The organism is Thiomonas sp. TH-17 (genome assembly GCF_057473305.1).
In genome coordinates this window covers 1-25,721 of the sequence record NZ_JBYCKI010000318.1, presented here as the reverse complement: position 1 = coordinate 25,721, position 25,721 = coordinate 1, and the positions used below count along the sequence as shown (strand labels likewise).

Genomic DNA, 25,721 nt, shown 5'->3' with positions numbered 1-25,721 from the left:
ATTGAATGCGACCTTGCATGTCCACCGCCTGCATGCCGGTGGAAAGCGAGTTTTCGATGGCGCGGCGAAAGGCGGTTTCTCGGGTGAGCGCCTCCTGGGCGCTCAGGCGCTGGCGCAGCTGGTTCCAGCTCGTCAATAGCGTCCACAGGGTGAGCGCCGACAGCAGGAACACGCTCCAGTACAGCCCCTTGGTGGTCCAGCTCGGGCTGCTTCGATAGCTGCTGACCTGCAGAACCAGCCCGGGCTCGAACGGGGGCAGGGGCGCGCGGTACTGCAGCGCCTTGTCGCGTATGGGTTGGCTTGAAGCGCTGTCGAGCAACTGGTTGTCGGGGCCGAGCAGCGAAACGGCATAGCTGGCATTGAGGTCTTCCGGCACCGAGTTGCGCAAGATGCCGTCGACGGAGTACACCACGCCCACCACGCCAGCGAGCTGGTCGTTGCGCATCACGGGCGTGGCGGTTTCGAGCAGCCAGCCGTTGTCGGCGCTCTTGAACGGTGTTGAGTACGCGGTGCGCTGGCTGACCAGTGCCTGCTGCATGAGTTGCTGGCTGTTGGCACGCTTGAGGGTCTTGCCTACCAGGGTGGCGATCTGTTCGGTGGCGAGGTTGGGGTTGCCCTTTTTGAACACCACGGTGCCATCGGGATGCGCGTAGTACACGAGAAACAACTGCGGATAGCGCCGCAGCAGGCGCAGCGCCTGCACGTCGAACGGCCCGGGTCGGTCCTCATGCAGGGAGAGGTTGTTGGCGATGGCCTGCACTTGGTCCTGCGCGAGGGTGAGGTCGAGGCTGATGCGCTGCTGCGCCCATTCGCTATCGCGCTGCAAATTGTCTTTGTCGCGTTGCAGGTCGGCCTGCTGCGAATAGCTCACCAGCGCGGCCATGGCGGCCAGAAACAGAATGAAGACGACAAGAGGCAGCACCAGCAGCACACGGTCGGACTGCATGCGTCGCAGCAGAGCGCGCGCGCGCAACAGCCCGAGGCGCTGCGTCCAACTGCGGCGGCGGAAAGTAGGAACGTGCTTTGAAGGATTCACAGGAGCAGTCTAGAGTGTCTGGAATGGAGAGCCCCCAAACGGCGGCCCTACGTTTTGTTCAGAACAGCCCGATAGTTGAGTTGAGCCAGCAGATTTTGCGTTGACGCAGTTCGATCTTCAAACGAGGCAGATGGGCGAAAAAAATCGGGCAAAACCGCGCCTTTAATTTCACAATACGAAATCAAATCTTGTGATTTGAAAAATAGTTTGCGATACTGCGCCACAAATTCATGAGGAGAACATGATGGCTGCCTTACCCGAAATGCAACCCAGCTCACTTTCCGCCGCCGCGGGAGATGCCGATCCACAGGAAACCCGAGAGTGGCTGGACGCGCTGGACGCGCTGATTGCCGCCGAAGGCCCGCAGCGGGCGCACTTCGTCCTCGAATCGCTGATCGCCGAAGCGCGGCAGAACGGCGTGGACGTGCCTTTCTCGGCCAACACCGCCTACGTCAACACCATTGCCACCGACGACGAGGTGCGCAGTCCGGGCAATGTCGAGATCGAAGAGCGGCTGCGCGCCTACATGCGCTGGAACGCCATGGCGATGGTGGTGCACGCGAACCGTCTGCATCCGGCCGATGGGGGCGATCTGGGCGGGCACATGGCCTCGTTCGCGTCGCTGGCCACCATGTATGGCACCGGCTTCAACCATTTCTGGCATGCGCCCACGGCCGAGCACGGCGGCGATCTGATTTACTTTCAGGGCCATAGCGCGCCGGGCATCTACGCCCGCGCCTATATGGAAGGGCGGTTGACGGAAGAGCAACTCCTGCATTTCCGCCAGGAAGTCGGCGGCAAAGGGCTGTCGAGCTACCCCCATCCCAAGTTGATGCCGAATTTCTGGCAGTTCTCCACGGTGAGCATGGGGCTGGGGCCGATCATGGCGATCTACCAGGCGCGCTATCTCAAGTACCTGCACGCCCGTGGCATTGCCGATACCTCCAAGCGCAAGGTCTGGGCTTTCTGCGGCGACGGCGAAATGGACGAACCCGAGGCGCTCGGCGCCGTGGGGCTGGCGGCGCGCGAAAAGCTCGACAACCTGGTGTTCGTCATCAACTGCAACCTGCAGCGCCTCGACGGCCCGGTGCGCGGCAACGGCAAGATCATCCAGGAACTCGAAGGCGAGTTCCGCGGCTCGGGTTGGAACGTCATCAAACTCGTCTGGGGCTCCTACTGGGACCCGCTGCTGGCGCGCGACAAAGACGGCATCCTGCGTCAGGTGATGATGGATGTGCTCGACGGCGACTATCAGGCGATGAAGGCCAATGACGGCGCCTTCGTGCGCAAGCATTTCTTCGGCCGCGACCCGCGCCTGCTCAAGATGGTCGAGCACATGAGCGACGAGGACATCTGGCGCCTGAACCGCGGCGGCCACGATCCGCAAAAAGTCTATGCCGCCTTCCACGCCGCGGCCAACCATCAGGGCGGCCCCACGGTGCTGCTGGTCAAGACCATCAAGGGCTACGGCATGGGCCGCGCGGCCGAGGCGCGCAATGTGGCGCACCAGGTCAAAAAGCTCACCGATGAAGACATCCGCGAGTTCCGCGATCGCTTCAACATCCCGGTGCCCGACAGCGAACTGCCCAAGCTGCCGTTCTTCAAGCCGGCCGACGACACGCCGGAAATGAAGTACCTGATGGAGCGCCGCAAGGCCCTGGGCGGCCCGCTGCCGCAGCGCCGCGAGAAGGCCGACGAACATCTGCCCGTGCCCGATCTGAAAGAGATTTTCCAGCCCATGCTGGAGGCCACGGCCGAGGGTCGCGAAATCTCCACCACCCAGGCCTATGTGCGCTGCCTGAACCAGTTGCTGCGCGACAAGACGCTGGGTCCGCGCGCCGTGCCCATTCTGGTGGACGAAACCCGTACCTTCGGCATGGAAGGGCTGTACCGCCAGATCGGCATCTACGCGCCTGAAGGGCAGAAATACACCCCGGTCGATCGCGGCGAGGTGATGTATTACCGCGAAGACAAACAGGGCCAGATCCTGCAGGAAGGCATCAACGAAGCGGGCGGCATGTGCTCGTGGATCGCCTCGGCCACCAGCTACTCGCACAGCAACCGCATCACCATTCCGTTCTACATTTTCTATTCGATGTTCGGCTTCCAGCGCATCGGCGACCTGATCTGGGCCGCGGGCGACATGCTGGCGCGTGGTTTCCTGTTGGGCGGCACTTCCGGGCGCACCACGCTCAACGGCGAAGGCCTGCAGCACGAAGACGGCCACAGCCAGGTCATGGCGGCCAACGTGCCCAACTGCATCAGCTACGACCCGACCTTCGCCCACGAGGTGGCCGTCATCCTGCATGCGGGTCTCAAGCGCATGGTCGAGAATCAGGAAGACGTGTTCTATTACCTGACCCTGCTCAACGAAAACTACGCCCAACCCGGGCTGCAGCTGGGCACCGAAGAGCAGATTCTCAAGGGCATGTACCTGTGCAAGCCGGGTAAGGCCAAGGTCAAGCAGCGCGTGCAGTTGCTCGGCTCCGGCTCCATCCTGCGCGAGAGTCTGGCAGCGCAGGAACTGCTGGAAAGTGACTGGGGCGTTGCCGCCGATGTGTGGAGCTGCCCGAGCTTCAACGAACTGGCGCGTGACGGCAAGGCCGCCGAACGCTGGAACCTGCTGCACCCCGCCGACAAGCCGCGCGTGCCCTTCGTCACCCAGCAGCTCGACAAGCACGCAGGCCCGGTGGTGGCCAGCACCGACTATGTGCGCCTGTTCGCCGAACAAATCCGCCTCTTCCTGCCCAAGGGGCGCAACTACCGGGTGCTCGGCACCGACGGCTTCGGCCGCTCGGATACCCGCACCGAGCTGCGCCGCCACTTCGAGGTCGATCGCCACTACATCGTGCTGGCTGCGCTGCGCGGTCTGGTCGATGAGGGCGCGTTGCCTGCGGCCAAGCTGGCCGAGGCCATTGCCAAGTACGGCATCGACACGGAGAAGGTGTTCTCGCTCTACGCCTGAACGACCGCCGAACGCACACACAACAGGAGACACGCAATATGGCCGTCGTCGAGGTCAAGGTTCCCGATATCGGGGACTTCAAGGATGTGGAAGTGATCGAGGTTCTGGTCAAGGCCGGAGACAAGATCGCGGTTGATCAATCGCTGGTCACGGTGGAGAGTGACAAGGCCAGTATGGAAATTCCCAGCAGCACGGCCGGCGTAGTGAAGGCGCTGCGCGTGAAGCTGGGCGACAATGTGAACGAGGGTGTGGTCCTGCTCGATTTAGAGGCCGATGGCGCTGAGGTAGTGCCCGCGCCTGAGGCTGCGCAGGAACCTCAGCCCACACCCGCAGCAGCCCCGGCCGAAGCCGCTGCGCCACACGTCCCGCCGCATGCCGTGCCGCCCGCAGCGGTCGGCGTCGGCTTTGCGTCCGAGCCGCGCCAGCACACGCCGCCTACCGCCACGCTGCCGGTGCACGAGCCTGCGGCATCCGCAGCGCAGTTGCCGCACGCTTCGCCGAGCGTGCGCAAGCTGGCGCGCGAGTTGGGCGTTCCGCTGGCCGAGGTGAAGGGCAGCGGGGTGAAGGCGCGCATCACCGCAGACGATGTGCAGGCCTTTGTCAAAGCTGTGATGTCCGGGCAGGCCGTCACCCAGGCGGCATTGTCGGCCGGTGTGGCGGCGGGCAAGGGTGGCACATTGGGTGGCGTACTAGGCGGCCTCAATCTGTTGCCCTGGCCCAAGGTGGACTTTGCCAAGTTCGGCCCGGTCAGCAGCCAGCCGCTGTCGCGCATCAAAAAACTCTCGGGCCCCAATCTGGCACGCAACTGGGCGATGATTCCGCACGTCACCCAGTTCGACGAGGCTGACATCACCGAGCTGGAGGAATTCCGCAAGAGCAGCAACGAACGCATGGCCAAGCAAGGCGTGAAGCTCACCATGCTCGCCTTTGTGATGAAAGCCTGCGTGACGGTGCTCAAGCAGATGCCCGCATTCAACAGTTCGCTCGATGAAAGCGGCGAGAACCTCATTCTGAAGGACTACATCCACCTTGGTTTCGCGGCCGATACGCCGCAAGGCCTGGTCGTGCCCGTGCTCAAGGATGTGGACAAGAAGGGCCTAGCGCAAATCGCCAAGGAAATGGGCGAGCTGGCTGCGACGGCGCGCGAAGGCAAGCTCAAGCCTTCAGACATGCAGGGCGCGACCTTCACCATTTCCAGCCTGGGCGGTGTGGGCGGCACGGCCTTCACGCCCATCATCAATGCGCCGGAAGTGGCCATATTGGGGCTGTCCAAATCGCAGATCAAACCGGTCTGGGACGGCACAGCTTTTCAACCCAGGCTGATGTTGCCGCTGTCTCTGTCGTACGACCATCGCGTCATCGACGGGGCGATGGCTGCGCGCTTCACCACCGTGCTCGGCGAGTTGCTCGCCGACCTGCGGCGTGTGCTGATCTGACCAGGAGCGCGACATGGCCATCATCGAAGTTAAGGTCCCTGATATCGGGGACTTCAAGGATGTGGAAGTGATCGAGGTTCTGGTGAAGGCCGGGGACACGATTGCAGTCGATCAGTCGCTGGTCACGGTGGAAAGTGACAAGGCCAGCATGGAAATTCCCAGCAGCGCTGCCGGCTTGGTGAAGGCTCTGCGCGTGAAGCTGGGCGACAAGGTGAACGAGGGCACCGTCTTGCTGGAGCTGGAGGCTGCTGCTGCGCAGGCCAGCGCCACAGCCGCGACTACAGCCGCGACAACAACTGCGCCGCCAGCGCCTGCTGCCGCGCCGACAAGCGCTGTGCAACAAACCTCACCTGCGCCGCAGGCCGCCGACGCGTTCTCTGGCAAGGTCGATGTGGAGTGCGACGTGCTGGTGCTCGGTGCTGGCCCCGGGGGGTATTCTGCCGCATTTCGCGCCGCCGATCTGGGCCTGAAGGTGGTGCTGGTCGAGCGTTACGCCGCTTTGGGGGGCGTGTGCCTCAACGTCGGCTGCATACCCAGCAAGGCGTTGCTGCATGTGGCCGCCGTCATGGACGAAGCGGCGCATTTCGCCGACCTCGGCGTGGAATTCGGCGCGCCCAAGGTCGATCGCGCCAAGCTGGCGGCGCACAAGGCCAAGGTGGTGGGCAAACTCACTGGCGGTCTGGCGGCCATGGCGAAAATGCGCAAGGTCACGGTAGTGCGCGGCTATGGTGCGTTCATCGATGCGCACCATGTGCAGGTCGAACTCACCGAGGGCGAGGGCCAGAACAAGACCGGTGCCTCGCAGACTGTGGGCTTCAAACGCGCCATCATCGCCGCAGGTTCGCAGGCTGTGCGCCTGCCCTTCCTGCCCGATGACCCGCGCATCGTCGATTCCACCGGTGCGCTCACCCTGGAGCAGGCGCCGAAAAATATGCTCATCGTCGGTGGCGGCATCATCGGGCTGGAGATGGGCACGGTGTATTCCACGCTGGGCGCGCGCCTGGATGTGGTGGAAATGCTCGACGGTCTCATGCCCGGCGCCGACCGCGATCTGGTGAAGATCTGGCAGAAGCTCAACGCCAAGCGCTTCGACCGCATGATGCTCAAGACCAAGACGGTGGCCGCCCAAGCCAAGCCCGACGGCATCTGGGTGACGTTTGAAGGCGAAGGCGCTCCTACCGAGCCGCAGCGCTACGACCTGGTGCTGCAAGCCGTGGGCCGCTCACCCAATGGCCGCAAGATCGCGGCCGACAAGGCGGGTGTGGCGGTGAACGAGCGCGGATTCATTCCGGTGGATGCGCAGTTGCGCACCAACGTGCCGCACATCCATGCCATTGGCGACATCGTCGGCCAGCCTATGCTGGCGCACAAGGCGGTGCACGAGGGCCATATCGCCGCCGAGGTCTGCGCGGGCGAACTCAAGGGCGACGACGCGCTGTCCAAGGCGGCCTTCGACGCGCGGGTGATTCCCAGCGTGGCCTATACCGATCCGGAGATCGCCTGGGTTGGCTTGACCGAAGAGGCGGCCAAGGCCCAAGGCGTCGCCGTGACCAAGGGGCTGTTTCCGTGGACGGCTTCCGGTCGGGCCATCGCCAACGGGCGTGACGAAGGTTTCACCAAGCTGTTGTTCGACAAGGCCACACATCGCATCGTCGGCGGCGGTATTGTCGGCACCCACGCGGGCGACCTCATCAGCGAAATCGCCCTGGCGATCGAGATGGGGGCGGACGCGGTGGACATCGGCCGCACCATCCACCCGCATCCCACACTGGGCGAATCCGTGGGTCTGGCGGCTGAGGTGGCAGAGGGTAGCTGCACCGATCTGCCGCCGCCACGGCGATAAAAAACGGGCCTTGGCCCGTTTTTTATCAGCGAGATCGGCAATGAATGCCGAACTCGCTTATTGCCCCGCCAGTGCCGCCGTGTCGCTCGGACTGCTGCCGGGGTCGTCTTGCGCGACTTCGGTCTGCTGGCTCGTCATGATGCGGCGCGCGCCGTCGAAGCGCTTGGCCCAGTAAGGCGAATCGAGGCTTTCCACGCGCACGGTCTGGCCCGATCGCGGGGCATGAATGAACTGACCGTCTCCGATGTAAATACCCACATGCGAAAAGGCTCGGCGCAGGGTGTTGAAAAACACCAGATCGCCGGGTTTGAGCTGGCTTTCCGGAATCTTTTCGCCTTCGCGCGCCTGTTGCGCTGCGTTGTGGGGCAGCACCGTACCCAATGTCTCTTGATAGACGTAGCGCACAAAACCCGAGCAATCGAAGCCGCTGCGCGCCGAGTCGCCGCCGTAGCGATATTTCACGCCCAGAAAGCTCAGCGCATTGACCACCAGGTCGGAAGCACGCGTGGAAACCTGATGCACAAAGCCGTTTTGAGTCAGCCACTGGCGCAGTGATGCGTCGTCGCGCTGGGCGTTTTGCACGTCTTGCACCGCTTTTTCAGAGGGCTGGGCCGGGTCGATCTGGGGCAGCACAAGCGGGTCGGCCCAGACTGAGGCGCTGCCGCACGGTCCAAGCAGGCAGCAGGCCAAGGCAATCTGGGCGAACAAGGGGTTGACACGCATAAGCGCGTGAATTTAGATAGATCGTTTGAATGTGTCAATCATTGTGCAGTGCAAGAGGCACTGCCGCCTCAACGGGAAAACACGATGTTCACTGCCTGGAAACTCAATCAGACCGATCAGGGCTTCAGTGCCACGCTGGCGGCATGGCCAGACCAAGAACTCCCTGCGGGAGACGTGACCGTCGCGGTGGAATACTCCACCCTGAACTACAAAGATGCGCTGGCGCTGACCAACCGCGGTCCGGTCGTGCGGCGCTGGCCCATGGTGCCGGGCATCGACGGCGCGGGCACGGTGCTTGAAAGCACGCATGCCGACTGGCAGCCTGGCGACCGCTGGGTGCTCAACGGCTGGGGCGTGGGCGAAACGCATTGGGGTTGCCTGAGCCAGCGAGCGCGGCTCAATGGAGACTGGTTGATCCGGCTGCCCAAGGCCTTCACTGCGCGACAGGCCATGGCGCTGGGTACGGCCGGTTATACCGCGGCGCTGTGCGTGCTGGCGATCGAGCGGCATGGCGCCGTACCCGCGCAGGGCAGCGTGCTGGTGACGGGGGCGAGCGGTGGCGTGGGCAGCGTGGCCGTGGCGCTGCTGGCCAAAATGGGCTGGACGGTTGTGGCGTCAACCGGCAAGTTGCAGGAGGAAGCCTATTTGCGCGCGCTCGGGGCCGCTGAAGTGATCGACCGCAATACGCTTTCGTCGCCCGGCAAACCGTTGCAGAAAGAGCGCTGGGCGGCGGTGGTGGATACGGTGGGCAGCCACACCCTGGCCAACGCCTGCGCGCAAACCCGCTGGGGCGGCGTGGTGGCCGCGTGCGGACTGGCGGGAGGCATGGATTTCCCGACCACGGTGGCGCCCTTCATTCTGCGGGGCGTGACGCTGGCGGGAATCGACAGCGTGATGCAGCCGCAGTCGGCTCGGTGCAAAGCCTGGCAGAAGCTGGCCGATCTGATCGATGCGCCGATGCTCGACCAGATCGCCCACGACATACCGCTCGACCAGGCTCAAGCCGCAGCTCAAGAATTGCTCGACGGCAAAGTGCGGGGGCGGCTTGTGGTGAAGATTTGATCGCGGTACCCGTCGACTCATCGATGAGTCAGTTCGGCGTCAGCGCCCATTCCTAGGCTGGGCCGCATTCATACAAGACAGGAGACAGTGCGATGTTTGATGCGTCTTACGCCGATTTTTATCGCCGCAGCGTCGATTCACCCGAAGCATTCTGGGCCGAACAGGCGCAGGCCATCGATTGGAAAAGGTCGTGGAACAGTGTGCTCGACCGCAGCAAGCCGCCATTCTCCACCTGGTTTTCGGGGGGCTTGACCAACCTCTGTCACAACGCGGTCGACCGTCATCTGCCCGAGCGCGCCGGGCAAGCCGCGCTGGTGTATGTGTCCACCGAAACGGGGCAGGAGGTGAGTTACAGCTACGCCGAGCTGCACCGCGAAGTGCAGATCATGGCGGCCAGTTTGCAGAGCCTGGGCGTCACCCAGGGCGACCGGGTGCTGATCTATATGCCGATGATTCCCGAAGCGGTGTTCGCCATGCTGGCCTGCGTGCGTCTGGGTGCGGTGCATTCTGTGGTGTTCGGCGGGTTCGCTTCGGTGAGCCTTGCGGCGCGTATCGATGATGCGCAACCCAAAGTCATCGTCAGCGCCGACGCTGGATCGCGCGCGGGCAAGGTCGTGCCCTACAAGCCCTTGCTCGACGAAGCGCTGCGTCTGTCGCAGCATCCGCCCGAGCAGGTCATCGTGGTTGATCGCGGGCTGGCGGATTGGGCCCGGCAGGCGCGGCGCGATGTTTCCTACGCCGATTTGCGCACCCGGCACGCCCGGGCGGAAGTGCCCTGCGTCTGGGTCGATTCCACCCATCCAAGCTACATCCTCTACACCTCGGGCACGACGGGTAAACCCAAGGGAGTGCAGCGCGACACCGGGGGGTATGCCGTGGCGCTGCACCTGTCCATGCGCGTGATTTTCGGCGGCCAGCCCGGGGAGACGTTTTTCAGTACGAGCGATATCGGCTGGGTCGTGGGGCATAGCTACATCGTGTACGCGCCCTTGCTCACCGGCATGACCACCATTCTGTACGAGGGCACCCCCATCCGTCCGGATGCCGCTGTGTTCTGGCGCATCGTCGAGCAGTATCGCGTCAATCAGCTGTTCTCCGCCCCAACCGCCATGCGCGTGCTCAAGCGCCATGACCCCGCGCTGTTGCACCGGCACGATCTGTCGAGTCTGCGCGCCATTTTTCTCGCGGGCGAGCCGCTGGACGAGCCCACCGGCCGCTGGGCCGCCGAATCGCTAGACAAGCCGGTGATCGACAACTATTGGCAAACCGAAACCGGCTGGCCCATTCTGGCAACTCCGCTGGGATTTGCCGATGTGGCTTCGCGCATGGGCTCCCCCGGCGTTTCCATGCCGGGTTACAAGGTACGCCTTCGCAACGAAACAGACGGCGAGCCGGTCGCTCCCGGCGAAAAAGGCGTGGTGGCGATCGACTGGCCGCTGCCGCCCGGTTGTTTGCAAACCATCTGGGGCGACGACGCCCGTTTTGTTCATACCTACTGGAGTACATACCCGAACCGGCAGGTGTATTCCACCTTCGACTGGGGCCGTCAGGATGCCGACGGCTATCTCTACATCCTCGGTCGCACCGATGATGTCATCAATGTGGCCGGCCACCGGCTCGGCACGCGCGAAATCGAAGAGAGCATCAGCGCGCATCCCGCAGTGGCCGAGGTGGCCGTCGTGGGCGTGCAGGACGCACTCAAAGGGCAAGCCGCCTGGGCCTTCGTGGTTCTGCGTCCGGGGCAGGACAAGGTGACTGCGCAGGCCCAGCAGACCTCCATCGCCGCCCATGTCGATGCCCAACTCGGCGCCGTCGCCCGACCCCAGCGCATCTGCCTGGTGACGGCCCTGCCCAAGACCCGATCAGGCAAAATGTTGCGCCGTGCGATCCAGGCGATTTGCGAAGGCCGTGACCCCGGCGACCTCACTACACTGGAAGACCCGCTTGCCCTGCAGCAAATTCCTGATGCAATTGCGCGTACCTGACTAGGGAAACTCCTAGCCGCCAAGGGTGGACAAGCCCGGTCAGGGTTTGAAAAATATCAGTGCTTGCTTATAAGCAAATTCATATGCCACAAACTGACACGCTCCCGGAACTGGTGACGTCGCCCGCAGATGATCTCTCGGTCGACGCGGAGCGGGTGTTCGATTCCGCCGCCGAGCTCTTCGGCGTCCTCGCCACCCCCCTGCGCTTGCGCATCCTCAATTCCATCTGTACAGGCGAAAAAAGCGTGACAGAAATCATGGACTCGGTCGATTCGACCCAGCCCAACGTGTCCCAGCATCTCAAGGTGTTGTATCAAGCCGGTGTGGTCGCCAAGCGCCGCGTCGGTAATCTGGTTTATTACCGTGTGCAGAGCGAGAAGGCAGTGCAGTTGTGCCGGACCGTGTGTACTCAAATTGCCATCGAGCTCGACGATCCTGAATCGGTTTCGCAGACGGATCGCCTGGCCCGACGTGCCTACTAAGCGAGAAAGAGGATGAGTGACTACACAAAAAAGCTAGGCCGGCTGCGTAAAGCACCGGAAAACTTCCTGAGCGCTGAGCAGATCGCCCAGGTTCAGGGAGGTCGCCGCGACTTTTTGCGTAAAGCGTTTCTGACGGCCAGTGCCACCATGGCCGCTGGCGGCGCAGCGAACGTCTACGCAGCCGATCGCAAGGACTGGGAGGGTGACAAAGGCAGCAAGTTCATCCTGAAAGAGCAGGAGTGGCGCACCACTCTGGGCGCTCCGGTGAACGAGCCGCCCTACGGCATGCCGTCCAAGTACGAAAAGGACTTGGTGCGTCGCATCAGCCCGGGGCTGGCTGCGGTGAATCAGGCCAACGTGGCCTTTGCGCCGCTGCAGGGCATGTTTGGTATCGTCACGCCGGCCGGTCTGCACTTCAACCGCTCGCACCAGGGCTGGTATGACATCAACCCGGAAGACTTCCGCTTCATGGTGATGGGTGAGAAGAATCTCATCAAGAAGCCCAAGGTCTATACCGTGGGCGACATCATGCGCATGCAGCCGGTGTCGCGCTTCCACTTCATCGAATGCGGCGCCAACTCCGCGATGGAATGGGGCAATGTGGCGCTGCCGACCGTGCAGTACACGCACGGCATGGTGTCCTGCTCCGAGTTCACCGGCGTGCCGCTCATCGACATCCTCGAAGACTGCGGTGCCGACCTCAAGGGCGTTCGCTTCATCATGGCCGAAGGCGCCGACGGTTCGACCGAAAACCGCACCATCCCGATGTCGCTCGTGCTTTCGGGCGAAGTGCTGGTGGCCTATGGTCAAAACGGTGAAATGCTCCGTCCGGAAAACGGCTACCCGCTGCGTCTGGTGGTGCCGGGGGTCGAAGGCGTTTCCAACATCAAGTACCTGCGCCGCATCAAGCTCGGCACCCAGCCGTTCGCCACCAAGGACGAAACCGTGGGCTACGTCGATCTGATGCCCGATGGCCGTCTGCGCCAATACACCTCGGTCATGGAAGTCAAGTCGGTGATCACCTCGCCGTCCGGCGGTCAGGTGTTGATGGACAAAGGGCTCTACAACGTCTCGGGTCTGGCTTGGTCGGGCCGCGGCAAAATCAAGCGTGTCGACGTCTCGTTCGACGGCGGCGTGAACTGGCAGCCCGCGCGTCTTGAAGGGCCGATCCAGAGCAAGGCATTCACCCGATTCAATGTGCCTTGGATTTGGAAGGGGCAGGTCGCCTTCATGCAAAGTCGCGCGATTGACGAAACCGGTATGGTGCAGCCCACCTACGAAGAACTGCGCAAAGTGCGCGGTACACGGTCCGTCTATCACAACAACGCAATCCAAACCTGGCAAGTTGAAGAAAATGGAGATGTTCGCAATGTCCAACTCGCGAATTCGTAAAGCCGCGCTGGCGGTCATTCTGGGTGGAATGTTTGTCGGCGGCGCCTCGGTGGCCTCGGCGGCGGGCATGCCCGTCCATCCCCAAGTTCCCGCAAAGGATCTGAAGCTCGACTCCACTCTGGGTCGTGCGGCAACGCCCGATGAAATCAAGGCCTGGAACATCGACGTTCGCCCCGATTTCGACGGTCTGCCGGTCGGTCAAGGCAGCGTGGCAACCGGCAGCAAGCTGTGGGAGGCCAAGTGCGCCTCGTGCCACGGTGACTTTGCCGATTCCAACGCCGTGTTCCCGCCTTTGGTTGGCGCCTATCAGGCCACCAAGCAGGACATCAAGACGGGGCGTGTCGCCAAGTTGGCGAATACCAATGACGGCGCAACCACCATTGAGAAGCTGTCCACCCTTTCAACGCTGTTCGACTACATCCACCGCGCCATGCCGTGGAACGAGCCGGGCTCGCTGACCTGGGACGACACTTACGCGCTGGTGGCCTACCTGATGAATCTGGCCAACGTGGTGCCCGGCAACTTCGTGTTGACCCGCGACAACGTGCAACAAGTTCAGGACATGCTGCCCAACCGCAATGGCATGATCTGGAACCACGGCATGTGGCCCGGCAAAGAGATCGGGAATGGGGGTATCCCGGATACCCACAACACGGATTGCATGAAAAACTGCGCTCCAGCTCCCAAAATAACCAGCTTCATTCCTGAGTTTGCGCTGAACAACAACGGCAACCTCGCTGATCAGTACCGCACCTGGGGTCCGATCCGCGGCATGGTGACTGAATCAGCGGCAGAGCAGGAAAAGAAAGCCAAGGAAAAAGCCGCTGCGGCCAGCAATCCTGACGCCAAGGTGGTTGCTCTTTTGAAAGACAAGTCCTGTCTGGCCTGCCACAGCTTGGGTGACACCAAACTGGTTGGTCCGGGTTACAAGGAAGTCGCTGGCAAGTATGGCGGCAAAAAAGACATGGTCGCCGAGTTGACCACACGCATCATCAAGGGCGGTACAGGTGTTTGGGGTTCCATTCCCATGCCGCCGCAAACCATCAGCGAAGGCGATGCCAAGATGATTGCGCAGTGGATTGTCGACGGCGCGAAGCAGTAATACGTTATCAAGATACAGGTACTGTCCTGTTCACTTTAAGGAGAAGACTGATGAATCAAACTCGTCGCCAGGTCATGCAGATCGGTGCAGGCGCAGCCGCCCTGGGCGTTGCTGCAACCGCGGGTCTCATGCCCAATGTTGCCCTGGCCGCTGACGCTCCGGGCTGGAATGCTCCCCTGTTCGAAGCCAAGTCGTTTGCCGACGCGGCCAAGATCTGGGGTGGAACGCCCACCGAAAGCACCGATGTCAGCATCATCGGTCCGGACATCGCCGAAAACGGCGCTGTGGTGCCCGTGGGCGTGAAGAGCAATGCGGCCGGTACCACCGCCCTGGGTATCGTGATCGAAAAGAACCCGACGGTTCTCGCCGGCATGTTCAACATGACCGACGCTTCAGTGCCTAACGTGGCCACCCGCGTCAAGATGGCGCAGACCTCCAACGTCTATGCCGTGGCCAAGGTCGGCGACAAACTGCTGTTCAGCAAAAAAGAGATCAAGGTCACGCTGGGTGGCTGCGGCGGCTAATTGCCCGCGGCAACCTGAGGCAACTCGATCCATTTACACCGTTTTGAATTTTTGCTGATCCCAGCAACACACCTATTTAAGGAGTAATACGATGGCATTTCCGATGCGTATGCGGGCGAACGTCGAAGGCGACGCTGTGGTCGTTCGCGTTCTGATGACCCACCCCGAAGAAACCGGCCTGCTGAAAGACAAAGCTGGCCAGATCATTCCCGCCCATTTCATCCAGTCCGTCACCTGCAAAAATGGGGACAAGACCGTGCTGACCTGCGACTGGGGTACGGCCATCTCCAAAAACCCGTTCCTGGAGTTCCGCTTCAAGGGTGGCAAATCCGGCGACAAGATCACCGTGTCCTGGATCGATAACAAGGGCGATACGTCCACTGCAGACACCACGGTGTCTTGATGCATCTCATGCGCGAAGCCGAACGGCTTCGCGCATTCTGGTTTATTCACCGCTGCGAGGAGACTATGAGAAACCGTACAAAAAAGACGGCCATCTTGGCCGGGGTTGCGCTACCCGCCATGCTGTGGGTCGGAGGATTTGCCGCACAGGCAAACGCGGCCTCACTGACCACAGAGGGCAATCAATATCTAGCCCTGATGAATGAAATGGGCGGTAACCCCGCTGATTTCAATATTGATGATGGCAAAAAACTTTGGACCGAAAAACGCGGCCCAAAGAAAGCCTCGATGGAACAATGCAATCTGGGCCTTGGCCCCGGAGTGCTGAAGGGTGCGTATGCCCAGCTTCCGCGCTACTTTGCCGACACCGGCAAGGTGCAGGATCTGGAGTCCCGCCTGGTTACCTGCATGGAAACCCTTCAAGGCTTTACCGAGCAGCAAGCTGAACATGATGCTTTTGCCAAGGAAAGCGGCAATGCCACTCCGCTGGTCAACATGGCAATGTACGTTGCCCATGAGTCGGACAACATGAAGATCGCCATTCCGCAAAACACGCCGGAAGAAAAACTGGCGTATGAAAATGGTAAAAAGCTGTTCTTCTATCGTGGCGGGCCCTTCAGCTTTTCCTGTGCCACCTGCCACTCCGAGAAGGATAAGCGCATCAAAATCTCCGCATTGCCTGATCTCGTTGACACAGGGCCCAAGGGCGCTGCAGTGTCTTACGCGACTTGGCCTGCTTACCCCAACTCTCAAGGCGTAGCCCGCACGCTTGAATGGCGCATGCTGGCTTGCTTCCGTCAGCAACGCTTTCCCATGCCCAAGATGACTTCGAATGCGGTCATCGACCTGATTACCTACATGGGTGTGAATTCGAATGGCGCGACCCTGCACACGCCTTCGTTCAAGCGCTGAGACCTGAGGAGACAACATGAAAAGAACCACTTTGTTCGTACTCATGACGGCAGCGGCCGGAGTTCTTGGCGGCTGCGCAGGCATGAATCAATCCGCCTCTGAGGGGGGCAACCCGTTTGCAACGGCCTCCTTTCAGAGCATTCTGAAAAATGACTTTGCCCCCAAGGGTCAAGCCAAACTAGACCGTCTGGTTCAAACCAAACAACAGTATGAGTGCTCGAAATACGAGTATCTCCGCCAGCCGGTTCCTGCGGATGTCAGTAAGAAACTGGAATCTGAAGCAATGGCAGGTATTGTTTATCCGAAGGATGGTAAATTCCTCGGCGACTGGAAGGCCGGTCTGAAGATTGCTAAGGACGGCAAGGGTATGCAGTGGAGTGATAACCCTGAAAAACCCAGCGGCGGAAATTGCTTGGCCTGCCATGAAATGGTCAAGAATGATCCTTCACAAGGCAATATCGGTCCATCACTGGTCGACTACGGAAAACTTCGCGGCAATAGCGAGGCCATCCTGAAATACACTTGGGGTCGCCTGTATGACTCAGCCGCTTACAATGCCTGTAGTTGGATGCCTTCATTTGGTGCGCACCACATTCTGACCGAGCAGCAGATGAAGGACGTGATGGCGCTTCTGATGGATCCGAAGTCTCCCGTCAACGCAAACTAATAATAAGTAGATTAATTTGAGTGGCGCCCGCCTGATCGCTATTGATTTGGCGGGCTTTTTATTTTTTTGATGAGGATATTTGAATGAGCCTGACCCGTCGTGAATTTATGGGTGTATTGGCAGCTGCTGCGGCCACTGGTTTTCCCATGACCCGAGAGGCAACTGCTGCGGAAGTCAAAAGCCTATATAACCCGCCCAAGAGCGGCAATGTGCATTTTCTGCACATGACGGATAGTCACGCGCATTTGCGTCCCGTTTATTTCCGTGAGCCGAATGTGAATATCGGTATTGCCGGAATGCAAGGGCACCTGCCCCACCTCGTGGGCACGAATTATTTGAAGCGGGTCGGCTTCAAGCCGAATACCCGTGAGTCTTATGGTTTCACTTATCTCGATTTCGAGCGTGCGGCCAAACAGTACGGAAAGATGGGCGGCTATGCTCATATCGCGACCCTGGTCAAGCAGTTAAAGGCTTCGCGCCCTGGCGCTCTGCTGCTTGACGGTGGCGATACCTGGCAAGGCACGGCGCTGTCGCTGTGGACCAAGGGGCAGGACATGGTCGACGCTCAGTTGAAACTGGGTGTGGACGTGATGACGGCGCACTGGGAATTCACCTACGGCCAAGACCGCGTCAAAGAGATCGTCAACAATGATTTCAAGGGGAAGATCGACTTTGTCGCCCAGAACGTGAAGACGGCCGACTTCGGCGACCCGGTCTTTCCGAACTATGTGATGAAGCAGATGAATGGCGTGCAGGTCGCCATCATCGGGCAGGCTTTCCCCTACACGCCGATCGCCAACCCGGGCTATCTGATCCCCGACTGGACTTTTGGTATTGATACCGACCACATGCAGAAAGTGGTCAAGGAAGTGAAGCAGAAGGGCGCCCAACTGGTTGTGGTGATCTCTCACAACGGTATGGACGTCGACCGCAAGATGGCCAGCCTGGTGGAGGGTATCGACTGCATCTTCGGTGGACACACCCATGATGGCGAAGCCGTCGCGGTGGAAATCCGCCGTCCTTCTGGCGGTATGACCCTGGTGACCAACGCCGGCTCTCACGGCAAGTTCATGGGCGTGATGGACTTCGATGTTCGCGGTGGCAAGATGGTGGGCTACAAGTACAAGCTTCTGCCGGTGTTCTCCGAGTTGCTGCCGGCCGATGCTGAAATGGAGGCCTTGATCACCAAGATGCGCGCGCCGTACGAAAGCAAACTGACCGAAGTGCTGGCGCACACCGAAGGTTTGCTGTATCGCCGCGGCAATTTCAACGGCACGTGGGATCAACTGGTGGTCGATGCGATGCTGGCCGTTCGTGGCGGCGATCTCGCGTTTTCGCCTGGTTTCCGCTGGGGCGGCAGCCTGCTGGCCGGCGCGCCCATCACCCGCGAGGACATGATGACGCAGCTGGCGATCACCTATCCGTACTGCACGCTGTCCGAGATGACGGGCGAGACGGTCAAGAACGTGATGGAAGACGTCTGTGACAACCTGTTCAACCCGGATCCCTACTACCAGCAGGGCGGTGACATGGTGCGTCTGGGCGCGTTGGAGTACAGCTGCGCGCCGAAGGAAAAAATGGGCAACCGCATTCAGGACATGCGTCTGGGTGGCAAGCCAATCGACCCGAAGAAGACCTACAAGGTCGCTGGATGGGCGCCGGTTCAGCAGGCCAGCGCCACGCCGGAAAACCCGCCGATCTGGGATATCGTCGAAGAGTATCTCAAGCACCATAAGGTCATCAAACCTCTGAAGGTGAATGAGCCCAAGCTCATCGGTGTGAAGGGCAATCCGGGCCTTGCGAACTACAACAAGATGTTCTGAACCCGCTGATTGCAGCATATAAACGGCCCGCTCGACGCAGCGGGCCGTTTGCTTTGGCTGCGAGCACCCTGCGTTTAGTCGCTACTTGAGAAACACAAGCCAAGTTTTTGATCTTGCTTGTTATTGCAGCCTTTGATAGGCTAGTCACATTATTTTCATCTTGCCTTGCGGTCAACATGCAGTCTCCCTTTTTTCACTCTCCTGAGAAGCACGATGGGCCTTCCCAAGGGTTTCTCACTCACATGGGATGGCTGACCCTGAATGGGAGGTTTGGGGGCGCTCTGTTGTACTGGCCGGGCATTCTTCTGACGGCGTTGTTCGCCCTATCCTTGATCGCGACGCCCGCTTTTGCGGCGATTAGCAAAGAGACGACCAAACGACCTACCGCTCAGAAGCAGATTGCCAAGAAGAAGCCGGTCGCCAAGAAACCAGCGGCACGGTCGACTCATCAAGCGCGTTCAGCCGGTCTTTCTAAGAATCGCGGCAAAACCGAGGCGAAGGCTGCGCCGGTCAGGAAAGTCACGGCGAAAAAGCGAGAGGCTCGGAGGGTTGCGGTGGATAAGCGTGCGCGCCCCAGCGCCCGGCCGATTGTGGCCAAGATGCGTCAGGGCACAACTTCAAAACGTATCGCCGTGACTGTGCGCAACAAGGAGACGCGGACAGGTCAATTGCCAGCCACGCGGATTGCCGCTGAGAAGCGTCGTCCGGATGCGCTCGTTTTGAAAACGGCCCTGATGACCGGGGCGGCCTCGTCTGTGGTGCGCGCGACGGATGAATTACAGGTCTCGCCGACATCCACGGCAGCGAACGATGACCCGCTGAGTTTGCGTTCAGGTTCCGCTTTGGTCGTTGACGAGGGAACGGATCGAGTGCTTTTGAGCAAGAACGCCGATACCGCGCGCCCGATTGCCTCACTCACCAAGTTGATGACTGCCGCGGTGATTCTCGATGCGCATCAGCCGATGGATCAGGTTATCGAAATCACCGATGCCGATATCGACACGCTGAAGTGGAGCTCCTCGCGCCTGCGCCCCGGGACGAAACTCACACGGGAAGAACTGCTCAAGCTGGCCCTGATGTCCTCTGAAAACCGGGCGGCGCATGCTTTGGCGCGCAACTATCCCGGGGGCTTGGCGGCCTTCATTCCTGCGATGAATGCCAAGGCGCGCTCTTTGGGCATGAATACCACGCGGTACGTGGAGCCGACCGGCCTGTCGCCGCAGAACGAATCGACCGCACACGATCTCGCGCTGCTGGTCAAGGCGGCGTATCACTATCCCCTGATCCGCGAGTTCTCCACCCATCCAGAGAGCGAGGTGGATGTAGGTCCGCGCACGCTGCAATTTCGAAATACCGATCATTTGGTGTTTAACCGCGGGTGGGACATCCTGCTACAGAAAACCGGTTACATCAACGAAGCAGGTCATTGCCTGGTGCTGCAGACCAAGTTTGAAGGGCGCCGGGTGATTGTGGTGCTGCTCGACGCGTGGGGCAAGTATTCGCATTTTGGCGATGCCCAGCGCATCCGTACCTGGCTGGAGGCCAAGGGCTTCGACGCCTTGCATGACCCGATCGCCCGTACGGGGGCGTTGCCTGCCCGAGCGCCAGAAAACGCCGCAGCCTTGGTGCGGACGGCCTTTGTGGAAAAGACGCCATCCGCCAACCTTGGCGAGTGAGTTCTTCGCAGCGCTTTTCAGAGCGCAGCCGCCGATTCAGCGCCGCGTACCCTTGTAGCCGAGCGCGGCTGAAATGCGCTGCGCCGTAAGCTGCACCTTCTCCAGCCAGTCTTCCATCAGCCGGTCGGCCGGTGCCGAGAGCGACAGACCGGCTACCAGATCGCCGCTGTCGTCGTAAATACCGGCCGCCATGCAGCGCACTCCGAGTTCGAGTTCTTCGTTGTCGCGCGCAAATCCGTCGTGGCGTACTTTGCTCAATTCGCGCTCAAGCAATTGGGGGTTGGTGATGCTGTTGCGCGTCTGCCCGGCCAGGCCGGTGCGCAGGCTGTAAGCCTTGACGCGGGTCACCTCATCGGCTGCCAGAAAGAGCTTGCCGACCGAGGTCAGATGCAGGGGCGCCCGCCCGCCCACGGAGCGGATGACTTGCATGCCGGAATGTTCGCTGTAGGTGCGTTCGATATAGACGATTTCGTCGCCTTGCCGCACGCTCAGGTTGACCGGTTGATGGGTCAGTCGGTGAAGTTCACGCATGGGGCCGAGCGCTGCGTCGCGCACGCTCAGACGCGCCTTGACCAGATTGCCATATTCGAGCAGCCGCATGCCCAGGCGGTAGGTGCCGGCTTCAACTCGCTCGACCATGTGACCAACGACCAGGTCGTTGAGGATGCGGTGAGCCGTGGATGGGTGCAGGCCGGTTGCGGCGCCGATGTCCTTGAGCTGCATCGGATCGGGGTTTTGCGCCAGAACGTCCAGCAGCGCAAAGGCCCGCCCGAGCACCTGGATGGTGGGTTCGGTGGGTGCTGCCAGCGGTTCGGATTTGCGGGAAACAGAAGAATGCTGCATCGCAAAAATTTTATATGCTGGAACCGGCTTTTGTATATCGGAAAAACGCGAGGTCTTGCAGTTCGTTTCGCAGTTCAGCCAGCGCGGCTCGTCAGCCAGTCGCCAGTCAGCCGACTGATAATGCGGGCATGAAAAAACGCGTGGGTCTCTTCATTACCTGTCTGGCCGATGTCATGCGGCCGAGCATTCCGATGGCGGCTGCCGAGTTGCTGGAAGCGGCGCATTTCGAGGTGCATGTGCCCATGGCGCAGACCTGTTGCGGGCAACCCGCCTACAACTCGGGCGATCACCGCACGACTCTGGCGCTGGCGGAAAAGTTTCTCGACGAATTCGAGTCGTTCGACTATGTGGTCGCCCCGTCCGGCTCCTGCATGGGCACGATCAAGACGCACTATCCCGATGTGCTCAAAGACCAGCCTGATCTGCTGCGTCGTTTCGCCGCCTTACAGCCACGCCTGTTTGAACTCGCCGACTTTCTGGTGCGCGTGGCCAATCTGACTGAGGTGCCCGGCGAATTTGAGGGCGAGGTGACCTATCACGATTCCTGTTCGGGCTTGCGCGAATTGGGCATAAAGCAACAGCCCCGCCAACTGCTGTCGCTCGTGCCCGGACTCAGTCTGTGCGAAATGGAGCAATGCGAGCAGTGCTGCGGCTTTGGGGGCACCTTCGCGGTGAAGTACGGCAATATTTCCGCCGCCATTGCCGACGACAAGTGCGCCAATATTCAGGCGACCAAGGCGCGTGCCGTGGTGCTGGGCGATCTGGGCTGCATGATGCAAATCGAAGGACGGCTGCGGCGGCAGGGAGACAACACAACTCAGGTGCTTCATATCGCTGAAGTGCTGAGTGGAAAGCGCTGATCATGGAATCACAGACTCTGCATTTCAAGGCGCGCGCCGGCCAGAAGCTGGCCGATCAGCGTTTGCAGCAAAACCTGAAAAAACTCTCGACCAAGTTTGTGACCGGCCGGGCCGCGGCTATTGCCGCGCTGGACGGGTTCGAGCAGATTCGCGATGCGGCGGTGAATCGTCGCAACGTGGCACTGAAGACGCTCGATGTCTGGCTGGAGCGATTCGAAGCCGAGGCGCAGCGCCGCGGCACCACGGTGCTCTGGGCGCAAACCCCGCAGGAAGCCGCCGATCTGGTGGTGCAGATCGCCCGAAAGCACGATTGCAAGCAGGCCATCAAGTCGAAGTCGATGGTGTCGGAAGAGATGGGCTTGAACGCGGCACTGGAAGCCGCAGCCGTGCAGGTGACGGAGACCGATCTGGGCGAGTACATCCTGCAGATCAACGGCAACGAGCCCCCTTCGCACATCATTGCGCCCGTGGTGCACAAAGACAAGGAGGAGATCGCCGATCTGTTCGCTCGCACGCACCACACGCCGCGCAAGACCGACATCCCCGAGATGACCCGCGAGGCCCGCGAGGTGCTGCGGGCGAAGTTTCTGTCGGCCGATATGGGCATTACCGGGGGCAATTTCGTGGTGGCTGAAACCGGCTCTGTCGCCCTGGTCACCAATGAGGGCAATGAGGGCATGTGCACCATCCTGCCGCGGGTGCATGTGGCGGTGACGGGGGTGGAGAAGGTGCTGCCCACGCTAGAAGACTTGGCTGCGGTGATGCGCCTGCTGCCCCGTTCGGCGACGGGGCAGACGATCAGCAACTACTTCTCCGTGCTCACCGGCCCGAAGCGCGAGGGCGACCGTGACGGCCCGGAGCATATGTATGTGGTGCTGCTCGATGGCGGACGCACCAGTCTGGTGGGCGGTGCGTTTGCCGAGATGTTGCGCTGCATACGCTGCGGCGCCTGTATGAATCATTGCCCCGTCTATCAGAAAATCGGCGGGCACGCCTACGGCTGGGTGTATCCGGGGCCGATGGGGTCGGTGCTGACGCCGAGTTACCAGGGGCTTGAAAGCACGCAGGATTTGCCGCAGGCTGCCACGTTGTGCGGGCAATGTCAGGTCGTGTGCCCGATGAAAATCCCGCTGCCTGATCTGCTGCGCAAAATGCGCGAACAGCAATTCGAGCGCGAAATGCGCCCGGGCATGGAGCGCTGGGCCTTGAGGCTGTGGGGCTATGCCGCGCGGCATCCGTGGCTGTACCGGCCGGGGGTGCGGCTGGCATCAAGGGTCTTGCGGCTTATGGGGGGAGAGCGCAGGCGCGTGCAAAACCTGCCAGGCGCCTCGGGGTGGACGGCTTACCGCGATCTGCCCGTGCCGTCGCAGGCAACCTTCAAGCAGCAGTTCGCGCAGCGCGCCAAGGGCAAAACGGCGGGGTGACGGCGGAGGTTAAACGCTTGCGGACAGCGGGTTGAACCAGCCGCCGTCGCGGTAGATTTCAAACGGCGTGAAATTGGATTTGTAGGCCATCTTGCGGCTGTGCGCGATCCAGTAGCCCAGATACACATGCGGCAACTGCATGGAGCGCGCCTGCTCGATCTGCCAGAGGATGTTGTAAGTGCCGTAGCTGGTGCCGGCGTCCGCCGTTTCAAAGAAGGTGTACACCGCGGAAAGGCCGTCGGACAGCACGTCGACCACCGAGACCATCTTGAGGGCGCCAAGCTCTGCGCCAGCCTCCGCGGGGGCTCGAAACTCGACCAGCCGGGTATTCACCCGGCTTTGCAGCAGAAATTGGGCGTACTGGTCGATGCTGTCGTGGTCCATGCCGCCCCCGGTGTGGCGCGCGGCCTGATAGCGCAAGTAAAGCTGATAGTGCTCGGGGATGAAGCCGAGCTTGAGCACACGCACCGAGAGATCGCCATGCCGCTTCCAGACTCTTTGCTGCGCGCGGTTGGGCGAAAACTGCGCCGCCAGCACGCGGATGGGCAGGCAGGCTTGGCAGTCTTCGCACTGCGGGCGGTAGGTGAACAGGCCGCTGCGACGAAAGCCGGCGCGCACCAGATCGGAGTAGACATCGGCGTTGATCAGATGGCTGGGCGTGGCCACCTGCGAGCGCGCCATGCGGCCCGGCAAATAACTGCACGGGTAACTTGCCGTGGCGTAGAACTGCAGGGTCGTGAGTGGAAGTTCTTTGGGATGGGTCACAGCCAGCGCGCGCAGTCGGTGAGAAAGGTCGAATCATCATACTGCCAGCCCGGTACGGCGGATTGCCTTGTGGTTTCCGCCACATGGCGCAGAAACGCATCGCGCGCGATCGGCGCAGCGCCCATCTGCGCCAGATAATCGGTTTGCTGCTGGCAATCGATCAGATCGATGCGGTGGCGCAGACAAAATCCGCACAGCGCCATCAGCAAGGTTTTCGAGCCATCGCTCACCTCGGTGAACATGGATTCGCCGTAGAACATGCGGCCAATGCACACGCCGTACAGACCGGCGCGTAGCACATCGCCCTCCCACAGTTCGAAACTGTGAGCCAGGCCGCGCGCGTGCAGGGTGGTGTAGGCCTGGAGCATGTCGGGGGTGATCCAGGTGCCGGTGTCGGCGCGTTGCGCGCCGCACTGCTGCATCACGCGGGGGAAGGCGGTGTCGATCCGAAGATGCCAATCGGCGCTGCGACCGAACCGACGTGCCGATTTTTTCAGCGAGCGCGTCACATGCAACTGCTCGGGCCGCAGCACCATGCGCGGATCGGTGCTCCACCACAGCAGCGGCTCACCCGGGCTGAACCAGGGGAAAATACCCTGCCGGTAGGCCCGCTCCAGAGTGTCGGCATCGAGTTGTCCGCCCGCAGCAAGCAGGCCGGGGAACGGCGACAATGCGGGGAGCGCCTGTGATGCGGGCGGAAAGTCATCGCCCGGTTCAAGCCGGGGGATTTGCCAGTTCATGGCCTGATTTTTCTGGAGTGATCCATCATGCCAATTTACCAATTCGCCGACTGGCGCCCCGAGATCGCCGCCGATGCCTATGTGGCGCCGGGCGCGCAGGTCATGGGCAAGGTGCGGCTGCTGCCGCGTTCGAGCGTGTGGTTTTCTGCCGTGCTGCGCGGTGACAACGAACTCATCGAGATCGGAGAGGAATCGAATGTGCAGGATGGTTCGGTGCTCCATACCGACCCCGGCTATCCGCTCACCGTAGGGCCGCGTGTCACCATCGGCCATCAGGCCATGCTGCATGGCTGCACCATCGGCGAGGGCAGTCTGATCGGCATTGGCGCGGTGGTCTTGAATGGTGCGGAGATCGGCCGCAATTGCCTGGTGGGCGCCGGCGCCTTGGTCACCGAGGGAAAAGTGTTTCCCGATGGCGTGCTGATTTTGGGCACGCCCGCACGCGTGGCGCGCGAACTCACGCCCGAGGCTATCGATGCCATGCATCGCAACACCCAACATTACGCCGAGCGCGCCCAGCGCTTTGCCCAAGAACTTCAACTGATGCATTCTCAAGGAAACGCAGGGCCGTCCCAAGTTTCCTTGCCCACCTCGCAGCTTGCAAGCTGCTCGGATTCGACTCCGTCCAAGCTGCCGCAGGGCAGCTTGGAGCCGCGGGCCTCATCCCCCACGGGGGGCGGGTCGGCGAGCCGACCCTGGGGGCGCTCATGAGCGATCAACTCGTCAAATTCATGCTGGGCACGGGTCATGTGCGCGGTGTCCTCGTCCGTCTGGAGTCCACCTGGGCCGAGTTGCAGAGGCGCCGCACCTATCCGCAGGAGGTCGCCGCACTGGTCGGGCAGATGGCGGCGGCCAGCGCCTTGCTGGCGGGCAGCCTGAAATTCGATGGCGCCTTGATTTTGCAGATTCAGGGCGACGGCCCGCTGAAGCTCGCAGTCGCCGAGTGTCAGCCCGACTTCGGCTTGCGGGCAACGGCCAAGATGGCCGACGGCTTGCAGGAGGCTGCAGCCTTGCCCCAAGACCTGGCGTCGCTGGTCAACCCAGATGGCAAAGGGCGCT

At 61.4% G+C, this 25,721-nt stretch carries 22 protein-coding genes and 1 pseudogene; 18 read left to right on the top strand and 5 right to left on the bottom strand.

What is annotated here, in order from left to right:
* The coding region (locus AC2VLV_RS17455; RefSeq protein WP_486991157.1) for a PDC sensor domain-containing protein at positions 1–1,036 on the bottom strand (1,036 nt) is incomplete at its 3' end.
* Positions 1,037–1,280: 244 nt separating this feature from the next.
* Between AC2VLV_RS17455 and aceE the strand changes: the two genes are divergently transcribed.
* Genes aceE through lpdA form a run of 3 tightly spaced genes read left to right on the top strand, consistent with a single transcriptional unit; the run spans position 1,281 to position 7,280 of the window.
* Positions 1,281–4,001 carry a pyruvate dehydrogenase (acetyl-transferring), homodimeric type gene (aceE, locus tag AC2VLV_RS17450; protein ID WP_486991156.1) on the top strand — a complete coding sequence of 907 codons (2,721 nt, stop codon included), beginning with the start codon at positions 1,281–1,283 and terminating at the stop codon, positions 3,999–4,001.
* 38 nt (positions 4,002–4,039) lie between these two features.
* Positions 4,040–5,437, top strand: coding sequence for a dihydrolipoyllysine-residue acetyltransferase (gene aceF / locus AC2VLV_RS17445; protein ID WP_486991155.1), 1,398 nt, complete (start codon positions 4,040–4,042; stop codon positions 5,435–5,437).
* Between the two features lie 13 nt (positions 5,438–5,450).
* Positions 5,451–7,280: a dihydrolipoyl dehydrogenase gene (gene lpdA / locus AC2VLV_RS17440; protein WP_486991154.1), complete on the top strand. Its 1,830-nt coding sequence runs from the start codon at positions 5,451–5,453 to the stop codon at positions 7,278–7,280.
* 57 nt (positions 7,281–7,337) lie between these two features.
* On the opposite strand, the gene AC2VLV_RS17435 is transcribed toward lpdA, so the two are convergent.
* Positions 7,338–8,003, bottom strand: a complete 666-nt coding sequence (locus AC2VLV_RS17435) for a C40 family peptidase (protein WP_486991153.1) — start codon at positions 8,001–8,003, stop codon at positions 7,338–7,340.
* Between the two features lie 84 nt (positions 8,004–8,087).
* On the opposite strand from AC2VLV_RS17435, the gene acuI reads away from it, so the two are divergent.
* From acuI to pbpG, 11 genes are all read left to right on the top strand, one after another.
* Positions 8,088–9,065: an acrylyl-CoA reductase (NADPH) gene (gene acuI / locus AC2VLV_RS17430; RefSeq protein ID WP_486991152.1), complete on the top strand. Its 978-nt coding sequence runs from the start codon at positions 8,088–8,090 to the stop codon at positions 9,063–9,065.
* Positions 9,066–9,157: 92 nt separating this feature from the next.
* Positions 9,158–11,050, top strand: coding sequence for a propionate--CoA ligase (locus AC2VLV_RS17425; RefSeq protein WP_486991151.1), 1,893 nt, complete (start codon positions 9,158–9,160; stop codon positions 11,048–11,050).
* Positions 11,051–11,133: 83 nt separating this feature from the next.
* Positions 11,134–11,532, top strand: coding sequence for an ArsR/SmtB family transcription factor (locus AC2VLV_RS17420; RefSeq protein WP_486991150.1), 399 nt, complete (start codon positions 11,134–11,136; stop codon positions 11,530–11,532).
* Between the two features lie 12 nt (positions 11,533–11,544).
* Entirely contained in the window at positions 11,545–12,924 is a 1,380-nt protein-coding gene (gene soxC / locus AC2VLV_RS17415) for a sulfite dehydrogenase (RefSeq protein WP_486991149.1), read from the top strand.
* Positions 12,902–14,026 (top strand): c-type cytochrome, encoded by a 1,125-nt coding sequence (locus tag AC2VLV_RS17410; RefSeq protein WP_486991148.1) that lies wholly within the window; start codon positions 12,902–12,904, stop codon positions 14,024–14,026. The genes soxC and AC2VLV_RS17410 overlap by 23 nt, the downstream gene beginning before the upstream one ends.
* A gap of 50 nt (positions 14,027–14,076) precedes the next feature.
* Positions 14,077–14,550, top strand: coding sequence for a thiosulfate oxidation carrier protein SoxY (gene soxY / locus AC2VLV_RS17405; protein WP_486991147.1), 474 nt, complete (start codon positions 14,077–14,079; stop codon positions 14,548–14,550).
* A 91-nt stretch (positions 14,551–14,641) separates the two neighbouring features.
* Positions 14,642–14,953: a thiosulfate oxidation carrier complex protein SoxZ gene (gene soxZ / locus AC2VLV_RS17400; protein ID WP_486991146.1), complete on the top strand. Its 312-nt coding sequence runs from the start codon at positions 14,642–14,644 to the stop codon at positions 14,951–14,953.
* 8 nt (positions 14,954–14,961) lie between these two features.
* Positions 14,962–15,864, top strand: coding sequence for a sulfur oxidation c-type cytochrome SoxA (soxA, locus tag AC2VLV_RS17395; protein WP_486991145.1), 903 nt, complete (start codon positions 14,962–14,964; stop codon positions 15,862–15,864).
* Between the two features lie 16 nt (positions 15,865–15,880).
* On the top strand, positions 15,881–16,531 hold the full coding sequence (gene soxX / locus AC2VLV_RS17390) for a sulfur oxidation c-type cytochrome SoxX (RefSeq protein ID WP_486991144.1): 651 nt from the start codon (positions 15,881–15,883) through the stop codon (positions 16,529–16,531).
* Positions 16,532–16,614: 83 nt separating this feature from the next.
* Positions 16,615–18,354, top strand: a complete 1,740-nt coding sequence (soxB, locus tag AC2VLV_RS17385; protein WP_486991143.1) for a thiosulfohydrolase SoxB — start codon at positions 16,615–16,617, stop codon at positions 18,352–18,354.
* Positions 18,355–18,596: 242 nt separating this feature from the next.
* Positions 18,597–20,030: a D-alanyl-D-alanine endopeptidase gene (gene pbpG / locus AC2VLV_RS17380; protein WP_486991142.1), complete on the top strand. Its 1,434-nt coding sequence runs from the start codon at positions 18,597–18,599 to the stop codon at positions 20,028–20,030.
* 36 nt (positions 20,031–20,066) lie between these two features.
* On the opposite strand, the gene AC2VLV_RS17375 is transcribed toward pbpG, so the two are convergent.
* Positions 20,067–20,873 (bottom strand): IclR family transcriptional regulator, encoded by an 807-nt coding sequence (locus AC2VLV_RS17375; protein WP_486991141.1) that lies wholly within the window; start codon positions 20,871–20,873, stop codon positions 20,067–20,069.
* Positions 20,874–21,001: 128 nt separating this feature from the next.
* On the opposite strand from AC2VLV_RS17375, the gene AC2VLV_RS17370 reads away from it, so the two are divergent.
* Together AC2VLV_RS17370 and AC2VLV_RS17365 are read left to right on the top strand one after the other, a co-directional pair.
* Positions 21,002–21,733 (top strand): (Fe-S)-binding protein, encoded by a 732-nt coding sequence (locus AC2VLV_RS17370; protein WP_486991140.1) that lies wholly within the window; start codon positions 21,002–21,004, stop codon positions 21,731–21,733.
* 2 nt (positions 21,734–21,735) lie between these two features.
* Positions 21,736–23,157, top strand: coding sequence for a LutB/LldF family L-lactate oxidation iron-sulfur protein (locus tag AC2VLV_RS17365; RefSeq protein WP_486991139.1), 1,422 nt, complete (start codon positions 21,736–21,738; stop codon positions 23,155–23,157).
* A 9-nt stretch (positions 23,158–23,166) separates the two neighbouring features.
* Here AC2VLV_RS17365 and AC2VLV_RS17360 read toward each other — a convergent pair whose 3' ends face one another.
* Both AC2VLV_RS17360 and aat read right to left on the bottom strand, forming a co-directional pair.
* A complete protein-coding gene (locus AC2VLV_RS17360; protein ID WP_486991138.1) occupies positions 23,167–23,922 on the bottom strand; it encodes an arginyltransferase in 756 nt (251 codons plus the stop codon).
* On the bottom strand, positions 23,919–24,662 hold the full coding sequence (gene aat, locus AC2VLV_RS17355; RefSeq protein ID WP_486991137.1) for a leucyl/phenylalanyl-tRNA--protein transferase: 744 nt from the start codon (positions 24,660–24,662) through the stop codon (positions 23,919–23,921). Before aat ends, AC2VLV_RS17360 begins: the two co-directional genes overlap by 4 nt.
* Positions 24,663–24,689: 27 nt before the next feature.
* On the opposite strand from aat, the pseudogene AC2VLV_RS17350 reads away from it, so the two are divergent.
* Positions 24,690–25,202 (top strand): annotated as a pseudogene (locus tag AC2VLV_RS17350) (gamma carbonic anhydrase family protein); the annotation flags it as partial.
* A gap of 167 nt (positions 25,203–25,369) precedes the next feature.
* The coding region (locus AC2VLV_RS17345; protein WP_486991136.1) for an Hsp33 family molecular chaperone HslO at positions 25,370–25,721 on the top strand (352 nt) is incomplete at its 3' end.

Excerpts from the sequence above, each read along its gene's own strand:
- aceE (WP_486991156.1), top strand. The coding sequence starts at position 1,281 with ATGGCTGCCTTACCCGAAATGCAACCCAGCTCACTTTCCGCCGCCGCG.
- aceF (WP_486991155.1), top strand. The coding sequence starts at position 4,040 with ATGGCCGTCGTCGAGGTCAAGGTTCCCGATATCGGGGACTTCAAGGAT.
- lpdA (WP_486991154.1), top strand. The coding sequence starts at position 5,451 with ATGGCCATCATCGAAGTTAAGGTCCCTGATATCGGGGACTTCAAGGAT.
- AC2VLV_RS17435 (WP_486991153.1), bottom strand. The coding sequence starts at position 8,003 with ATGCGTGTCAACCCCTTGTTCGCCCAGATTGCCTTGGCCTGCTGCCTG.
- acuI (WP_486991152.1), top strand. The coding sequence starts at position 8,088 with ATGTTCACTGCCTGGAAACTCAATCAGACCGATCAGGGCTTCAGTGCC.
- AC2VLV_RS17425 (WP_486991151.1), top strand. The coding sequence starts at position 9,158 with ATGTTTGATGCGTCTTACGCCGATTTTTATCGCCGCAGCGTCGATTCA.
- AC2VLV_RS17420 (WP_486991150.1), top strand. The coding sequence starts at position 11,134 with ATGCCACAAACTGACACGCTCCCGGAACTGGTGACGTCGCCCGCAGAT.
- soxC (WP_486991149.1), top strand. The coding sequence starts at position 11,545 with ATGAGTGACTACACAAAAAAGCTAGGCCGGCTGCGTAAAGCACCGGAA.
- AC2VLV_RS17410 (WP_486991148.1), top strand. The coding sequence starts at position 12,902 with ATGTCCAACTCGCGAATTCGTAAAGCCGCGCTGGCGGTCATTCTGGGT.
- soxY (WP_486991147.1), top strand. The coding sequence starts at position 14,077 with ATGAATCAAACTCGTCGCCAGGTCATGCAGATCGGTGCAGGCGCAGCC.
- soxZ (WP_486991146.1), top strand. The coding sequence starts at position 14,642 with ATGGCATTTCCGATGCGTATGCGGGCGAACGTCGAAGGCGACGCTGTG.
- soxA (WP_486991145.1), top strand. The coding sequence starts at position 14,962 with ATGCGCGAAGCCGAACGGCTTCGCGCATTCTGGTTTATTCACCGCTGC.
- soxX (WP_486991144.1), top strand. The coding sequence starts at position 15,881 with ATGAAAAGAACCACTTTGTTCGTACTCATGACGGCAGCGGCCGGAGTT.
- soxB (WP_486991143.1), top strand. The coding sequence starts at position 16,615 with ATGAGCCTGACCCGTCGTGAATTTATGGGTGTATTGGCAGCTGCTGCG.
- pbpG (WP_486991142.1), top strand. The coding sequence starts at position 18,597 with ATGGGATGGCTGACCCTGAATGGGAGGTTTGGGGGCGCTCTGTTGTAC.
- AC2VLV_RS17375 (WP_486991141.1), bottom strand. The coding sequence starts at position 20,873 with ATGCAGCATTCTTCTGTTTCCCGCAAATCCGAACCGCTGGCAGCACCC.
- AC2VLV_RS17370 (WP_486991140.1), top strand. The coding sequence starts at position 21,002 with ATGAAAAAACGCGTGGGTCTCTTCATTACCTGTCTGGCCGATGTCATG.
- AC2VLV_RS17365 (WP_486991139.1), top strand. The coding sequence starts at position 21,736 with ATGGAATCACAGACTCTGCATTTCAAGGCGCGCGCCGGCCAGAAGCTG.
- aat (WP_486991137.1), bottom strand. The coding sequence starts at position 24,662 with ATGAACTGGCAAATCCCCCGGCTTGAACCGGGCGATGACTTTCCGCCC.